The sequence below is a fragment of the Streptomyces sp. NPDC049879 genome (genome assembly GCF_044461265.1).
GTDB lineage: Bacteria > Actinomycetota > Actinomycetes > Streptomycetales > Streptomycetaceae > Streptomyces.
This window is the reverse complement of record NZ_JBITKT010000013.1, coordinates 100,456-107,714: the sequence shown is the minus strand read 5'-3', so window position 1 is coordinate 107,714 and position 7,259 is coordinate 100,456. Positions and strand designations below refer to the sequence as shown.

The 7,259-nt window shown below is 73.6% G+C and carries 5 protein-coding genes; 1 reads left to right on the top strand and 4 read right to left on the bottom strand.

Going from position 1 to position 7,259, the window contains the following annotated elements; genetic code table 11:
• Positions 1-167: 167 nt before the first annotated feature.
• From ACIBPC_RS31020 to ACIBPC_RS31010, 3 genes are all read right to left on the bottom strand, one after another.
• Positions 168-2,048 (bottom strand): ABC transporter ATP-binding protein, encoded by a 1,881-nt coding sequence (locus ACIBPC_RS31020; RefSeq protein WP_398849265.1) that lies wholly within the window; start codon positions 2,046-2,048, stop codon positions 168-170.
• A complete protein-coding gene (locus tag ACIBPC_RS31015; RefSeq protein WP_398849263.1) occupies positions 2,045-3,874 on the bottom strand; it encodes an ABC transporter ATP-binding protein in 1,830 nt (609 codons plus the stop codon). Before ACIBPC_RS31015 ends, ACIBPC_RS31020 begins: the two co-directional genes overlap by 4 nt.
• A gap of 142 nt (positions 3,875-4,016) precedes the next feature.
• Entirely contained in the window at positions 4,017-6,233 is a 2,217-nt protein-coding gene (locus tag ACIBPC_RS31010) for a glycoside hydrolase family 97 catalytic domain-containing protein (RefSeq protein WP_398849262.1), read from the bottom strand.
• A gap of 216 nt (positions 6,234-6,449) precedes the next feature.
• Between ACIBPC_RS31010 and ACIBPC_RS31005 the strand changes: the two genes are divergently transcribed.
• Complete coding sequence (locus tag ACIBPC_RS31005) at positions 6,450-6,758, top strand: hypothetical protein (protein WP_362964463.1); 309 nt, start codon at positions 6,450-6,452, stop codon at positions 6,756-6,758.
• Positions 6,759-6,783: 25 nt separating this feature from the next.
• On the opposite strand, the gene ACIBPC_RS31000 is transcribed toward ACIBPC_RS31005, so the two are convergent.
• Positions 6,784-7,230 (bottom strand): ATP-binding protein, encoded by a 447-nt coding sequence (locus ACIBPC_RS31000; RefSeq protein WP_398849260.1) that lies wholly within the window; start codon positions 7,228-7,230, stop codon positions 6,784-6,786.
• Between the last annotated feature and the right edge of the window lie 29 nt (positions 7,231-7,259).

Genomic DNA, 7,259 nt, shown 5'->3' with positions numbered 1-7,259 from the left:
GGGGGCCAATTTGGGACCCCCCCGGGCCCCTACCCCCCCCGCCCCGCGCCGCCCCGTGTGTTTTCCCGCCGGGGGGGCGCGGGGGGGGGGGGGGCGGGGGGGGGGGCGGCCCCCCCCCCCCCCCCGGCGCCATGGCCGGAGCGTCCTCCCTGCCGGACGCCGCGGGGTCAGACCAGGCTGTCGCGCCAGGCGCGGTGCAGGTCGGAGAAGCGGCCCGTGCCCGCGATCAGGTCGGCCGGGCGGCCGTCCTCGACCACGTGCCCCGCCTCCATCACCAGCACGCGGTCCGCGATCTCGACCGTCGAGAGCCGGTGCGCGATCAGCACGGCGGTACGGCCGCGCAGCACCGTCACCATCGCGTCCTGCACCGCCTTCTCGCCCGGGATGTCCAGCGACGACGTCGCCTCGTCCAGGATCACCACCGACGGGTCGGCCAGCAGGACGCGGGCGAACGCCACCAGCTGCCGCTGGCCCGCCGAGATCCGGCCGCCGCGCTTGCGGACGTCCGTGCCGTACCCGTCGGGCAGCGCGGCGATGAAGTCGTGCGCCCCGATGGCGCGCGCCGCCTCCTCGATCTCCTCGGGCGTCGCGTCCGGCTTGCCGATCGAGATGTTCTCGGCGACCGTCCCCGAGAAGAGGAACGCCTCCTGCGTCACCATCACGACGCCGCGCCGCAGCTCGGCGGTCGGCAGGTCGCGCACGTCGGTGCCGTCGAGCAGCACGCGCCCCTCGGTCGGGTCGTAGAACCGCGCCAGCAGCTTCACCAGCGTGGACTTGCCCGCGCCGGTCGCGCCGACCAGCGCCGTCGTCTCCCCGGCCGCCAGCGTCAGCCGGAAGCGCGGCAGCACCTCGCCGCCCGTGCGGTACGCGAACCGCACGTCGTCGAAGACCACCTCGCGCCCCGGCGTCCCGGTCGTGCGCGCGGGCAGTTCCACCGGGCGCTCCGGCTCCGGCACGTCGGGCCGCTGCGCCAGCAGACCGGCGATCTTGTCCAGCGACGCCACGGCCGACTGGTAGTTGTTCAGCACCATCGCGAACTGGTCGAGCGGCTCGTACAGCCGCCTGATGTACAGGGCGCCGGCCGCCAGCGCGCCCAGCTCCAGCTCGCCCGCCGCCACCCGCTGCGCGCCCCACAGGACGATCGCCGCGATGGCGATCGCGGCGATGCAGCGCGACGTGACGACGAAGCGCGCCATCTCCAGGATGGTGTCCCCGTTGATCCGCTCGTGCCTGCGGTTGAGCCGCTCGAACTCCTCGTCGTTGGCCCGCTCGCGGCGGAACGCCTTGACGGGCCTGATGCCGCCGACCGTCTCGGTGAACTTCACGATGACGGCGGCGATCGCCGTGGACCGCTTGCTGAACCGCTCCGCCGACCGCCGCCGGTAGCCGCGCACCAGGAACCACACCGGCACGAAGGACGCCACCGCCGCGACGCCGAGCCCCACGTCCAGGTAGAACAGCAGCCCGCCGATGTACACCACCGACACGCAGATGATCAGCAGCTCCTGGAGCCCCTCGTTCAGCAGCTCGCGCAGCGACTGGACGTCGCTGGTCGAGCGCGAGATGAGGCGCCCCGACGTGTAGCGGTCGTGGAAGTCCAGGCTGAGCGCCTGCGCGTGCCGGTAGATCCGGCCGCGCAGCTCCAGCAGGATGCCCTGGTTGATCCGGGCCGTGAGCCGGATGAAGAGCGCCTGGAGCAGGCCGCCGCACGCCGCGCACAGGAAGTACGCGACGGCCACGGCGATCAGCGGCCCGTTGTCGTCGTCGCGCAGCGCGGGCACGGCGTTGTCGATCGCGTAGGCGACCAGCAGCGGTCCGGCCTGCACCGCCGCCTGCTGCACCAGCAGCACGACGGCGGCGACCGCCACGCGCAGCCGGTACGGGCGCACCAGCGAGCCGAGCAGCCGCCGCGAGGCGTCCGGCGGCGCGGGCAGCGTGTCCTGGTCGAACGGGTCCCCGGCCGGTCCCGCCGCCTCTGCGGCGGCCTGCTCGGGGAGTTCCCTGTTGTCTGGGTTGTCCTCGACGTCGTCCTCGACGGTGGTCGTCATGACGCGGTGACCTCCGGCCGCTGCTCGTGGGGGACCGGCTCGCCGGTCATGAGGTGCCGGTACTCGGCGTTGTCGCGGAGCAGTTCGGCGTGGGTGCCGACGGCCGTGATCCGGCCGCCGGACAGCAGCGCCACCCGGTCGGCCAGCTGCACGGTCGAGGGCCGGTGCGCGACGACCAGGGCCGTCGTCGTGGCCAGGACCTCGCGCAGCGCCGCCTCGACGCGTGCCTCGGTGTGCACGTCCAGGGCGGACAGCGGGTCGTCCAGGACCAGGAAGCGCGGGCTGCCGACGACCGCGCGGGCCAGCGCGAGGCGCTGCCGCTGGCCGCCGGAGAGGCTGAGGCCCTGTTCGCCGACCTCGGTCGCGGCGCCCTGCGGCAGGGCGTGCACGAAGCCGTCGGCCTGGGCGACGCGCAGGGCGCGGTCCAGGTCGTCGGGGGTGGCGTCCTCGGTGCCCATCGCGACGTTCTCGTGCACGGTGGCCGAGAAGAGCGTCGGCTCCTCGAACGCGACGGCGACCTGCGCCCGTACGGCGTCGCGGGGGAGCGTGGCGGTGTCCACGCCGTCGAGGGTGATGCGGCCCGCGGTCGCCTCGTGCAGCCGGGGGACGAGGCCGATCAGCGTCGTCTTGCCGCTGCCGGTGCCGCCGACCAGGGCCATCGTCTCGCCCGGCCTGATGTGCAGGTCGATGCCGTCGAGCACGGGCCGCGTGCCGGGCGCGGCGTCGGGGAAGCGGAAGACGACGTTGTCGAAGCGCAGGCCGTCCGCCTCGCCGCCGGTGGACGGCGCGCCCGCGTACTCGTCGGGCAGCGGCGTGTCCATGACGTCGAAGAACCGGTCGGTGGCGGTGGCCGCCTCGTTGCACAGCGCCAGCAGGAAGCCCATCGACTCGACGGGCCAGCGCAGCGCCATGGCGGTCGTCATGAAGGCGACCAGCGTGCCCGCCGTCAGGTCGCCGTCCGAGACCTGTATGACGCCGAGGACCAGCGCGGCGCCGAGGAAGATCTCCGGGATGGCCATGATCACCAGCCAGATCCCGGCGAGCAGCCGCGCCTTGTGCATCTCGGTGTCGCGCAGGCGTCCCGAGAGCGCGTGGAACGCCTCCGCCTGGCTGCGGTGCCGCCCGAAGCCCTTGATGATGCGGATGCCGAGGATGGACTCCTCGACGACCGTCGTCAGGTCGCCCATCTGGTCCTGCGCGCGGCGCGCCACGACGCTGAAGCGGTGCTCGAAGACGGCGCACAGCACGATCAGCGGGACGACCGGGCCGATCAGCACCAGGCCGAGCGTCCAGTCCTGCGCGAGGAGGACGCCGAAGCCGATTACGATCGTCGCGCTGTTCACGATGAGGAACGTCAGGCCGAACGCGAGGAACATCCGCAGCAGCTGGAGGTCGCCTGTGGCGCGCGAGAGCAGCTGCCCGGTGGCCCACTTGTCGTGGAACGCGACGGGGAGCCGCTGGATGTGCCGGTACAGCACCGAGCGCATCGTCGCCTCGACGCCCGCGAGGGGGCGTGCCACCAGGAAGCGGCGCAGGCCGAACAGCATCGCCTCGGTGAGGCCCACGCACAGCAGGACGATGCCGCCGAGCCACACCCCCGCCGAGTCGCCGTCGGCGACCGGGCCGTCCACGATCCACTTGAGGATCAGCGGCATGGCGAGGCCGAGGGACGAGGCGACGATGGCGACGACCGCGGCGCCGAACACGCGGGCGCGGACGGGCCGGACATAGGGCCACAGCCGGAGGAGAGCGCGGACGACGGAACGCTTGCGGGCGGGAGGGGGACTGTGGGCGGGGGCGGCGCTGGGTTCGGCTGAGGCAGACATCAGATCGAGAGTACGGACCGGGACCGGCACTTCCTATGGGTTTTCGTCCTAGTTCGCAGGTCGTGGGACCTGTGGGGGACGTGAGACGTGTCACCCCGCGGCGTCCGCGCGCGGACGCCGCGGGGTGGGATGCCCCGGTATGTCAGCCGAGGGTCCAGCTCTGGTTGTCGGCGCCGTTGCACGGCCAGACGATGATCCGGGTGCCGTTCACCGTGCCGCGGTCGTACGCGTCGAGGCACTGGCCGGTGGCCTGGTGGACCAGCGACCCGTTGCTCCCGCGCTGCCAGACCTGGGCCGCGGCGCCGGTGCAGTCCTGGATGCGGACGGACGCGCCCGTTCCGGTGCCGGCCGGTTCGAGGCACCGGTCGCCGTAGACGGTCAGCGCGCCCCGCGTGTCCGGTGTCCACACCTGGTTGGCGCCGCCGTTGCAGGACCACAGGGCGATCTCGGTGCCCGGGTCGCGGGCGAGGCCCGGGACGTCCGCGCACAGCCCCGACCCGGCGCCGCGCAGCAGGCCGCCGTGGTCCGTGCCGCAGCTGGTGCGGCCCGCCGTGGCCGGGCAGATGACCGAGAGGAAGCCGCCCCGGGTCGCGACCGGGACGGACAGGGTGCTGCCGCTGGTCACGGTGCGGGTCTCGACCACCAGGCCGCCGGTGCCGTCCCGCAGTGTCTCGACCAGCCAGGAGCCGGAGCCGAGGAAGCCGAGCGGTGTCGTGAACGTCCGCGCGTCGGTGGCGGAGATGCCGCCGACGTACCAGTTCTGCCCGGCGCGCCTGGCGACGTACGCGTCACGGCCGGGGCGGCCGTCGAGCAGCCGGGACTCGTCCCACGCGGTCGGCAGCTGGTTCAGGACGCGCAGTGCCGGGGGCCGCAGCTGGTAGGTCTCGGGGTTGTCGGCGAGGTGCTGCCAGCCGGACTCGAAGACCAGGGCGGTGGCCACCTCGTGGGCGTCGGTGGTGTCCCTGTTGGTGACGCTGAACGTCACCGGCGTGTAGTCCATGCTGGAGACGACGTTGCGCGTGAAGGGCAGCATCGTGTTGAGCGCGGCCCGGTTGCGCTGCTGCTCGGCCCCGTACACCGCCTCGGCCGTCATGACGTGCGGCCAGGTGCGCTGCATGCCGCGCGGGGTGCCGCTGCCGTGGAAGTTGACCATCAGCCGCTGCGCCGCCGTCTCGGCGAGGATCGCGTCGTACCACTGGAGCGTCTGCCGGTCGAACTCGAACGCGAAGTCGATCTTCAGCCCGGCCACGCCCCAGCTCCTCACCAGCGGCAGCCAGTTCGCGCGCTCCTGCGCCGTGTCGAGGTTGTCGGAGTGGAACCAGAGGATCACGCCCACGCCCCGCTGCCTGGCGTAGTCGACCACGCCGGGCGTCCAGGACTGGTCCCAGCCCTCGTCGATCAGGACGTACTCCCAGCCGTTGCGGCGGGCGAAGTCGATGTACTCGCGCTGCCGCGCCGGGTCGCGCGGGCTGGCGTGCTCGGTGAGCCAGGACCAGGCGACCGCGCCGGGCCTGACCCAGGAGGTGTCCTGCACGCGGGACGGCGGTGCGAGGTCGTTCACGAGGGTGGACGACGTGACGCTGCCCAGGCTGCCCACGGCGGCGGTGCGCCAGGGGGTGGCGAACGGGCGGGTGGCGGTCACGGAGCTGTCGTGCAGGACCGTCGTGTACGTGCCGGAGCCCGCCTGGTGGGCGAGGCGTGCCCCGGAGTAGCGGCCGTCGAGGTCGGTCTCGGCGAGCAGCGCGAAGACCCCGTTGACCTCGAACAGGGCGGGGACGGCGTAGTTGTTCGCGGGAGCGCCGCCCGCCGTGGTCTGGAACCACTGGCCCTGGTCCTCGGAGTGGGGCGGCACGAGCCAGGCGGTGGCGGAGCCCGGCACGTTCCACGACGACGCCTCGCCGGTGATGGTGACCTGGCCCGAGCCGCCCAGGACGTAGCGGTACGCGGCGCCGTTGTCGGAGGCGCGCACGACGATGTCCAGCGGGGTGCCGCCGGTGCCGGTGAACGAGAGGGTGGTCTCGGTGTAGACGGTGCGGTGCTCCCGCTGCCTGCCGGTGGGCTGGGTGTAGGACTCGGTGACGGTGCGGTCGGCGCGGCGGACGAAGGAGAGGTCGCGCGTCAGGTCGGCGGCACTGGTCCTGATGCCGATGGGGGAGGGGGAGAGGACGGCGGCCCCGCCCCTGTCGACGGCGAAGCTCAGGGTTCCGGCATCCGCCAGGGTGACGCGGGCGGCGACGGCGGAGGTGCCGGACGGGCCGGTGACCGTCCAGGTCTGGGCGGCAGCGCCGGGGGCGTCGGCGGTGGTGGTGGTGCCGGTGGCGGCGGTGGCGGGGCCCGCGTGCAGGCCGACGGCGGCCACGGCGAGGGTGAGGAGGGTGCGTAAGACCGGGCGGCGCGTGCGTCGGCGTGGCCCGGGAGGAGATTGTCCGGTGCGCATCGGAGCCGGACTCCCTTCGGTGGGGGATTCTGTGCCGCAGCGTGCTGCTCTGATCGGTTCTGGTCAATGGTGCGCGCAGAAGAACAGAAAGAAACACGCCCGGGGCCGCTGTCAGAGGCAGGGCCTAGGGTGGCGGGCATGAGTCAGCAGAGCGAGTTGCGGGATCTCCAGGCGGCCCTGCGGACCGCTTCGGACATCGCCTTCGACCAGGAGATGCCGTCGGGGGAGCAGGCCGACGTCCTCGTGGACGCGCTGCGCCGCGCCCTCTCGGCGGCGCAGGCGCTCGGCGACGGGCCGGGCGAGACCGGCTGCCGGCTGCATCCGCGCGGCGCGGTGGACCCGTTGTACGGCGACAAGGACGACCCCCTGCCGCCCGGCTGGGGCAAGTGCCTGCTGTGCAACGACCGGCGCCGCCGCGCGTCCCGCGGTCTCGCGGGGCGCCGTTGATCGGCCGCTGACCCGGCGGGGGGCTTCAGCGCGGCGGCACGCGCATCTCGAACCAGGTGGCCTTGCCCTCCGGCAGCAGATCGACGCCCCACCGGTCCGACAGGTGGTTCACCAGGAACAGCCCCCGCCCGCTGACGTCGAGTTCCCGGACGGGCAGCAGGCACGGCAGGGCGCGTGACGGGTCGCTGACCTCGACGCGCACCCAGCCCCTCCGGCGGCGGACGCGCAGGCCGAACGAGGGCGCGCCCGCGTGCCTGACCGCGTTCCCGACCAGTTCCGAGACGAGCAGCACGGCGTTGTCCGTCAGTTCAGGCGGCAGCAGCCAGCGCCCGCCGAGGAGCCTGCGCGTGAGCCGCCGCGCGTGCCCGGCGGACTCGGGCAGCGAGGGGAAGACCACTTCGCCCGCCGACGGGTCGTCACAGGCGGCAGGTCCCGCCTCCCTGATGTCCCGGGCATCCGCCATCGCTGTCATGCGCCCCATCATGGCCCGCATATGCCGGA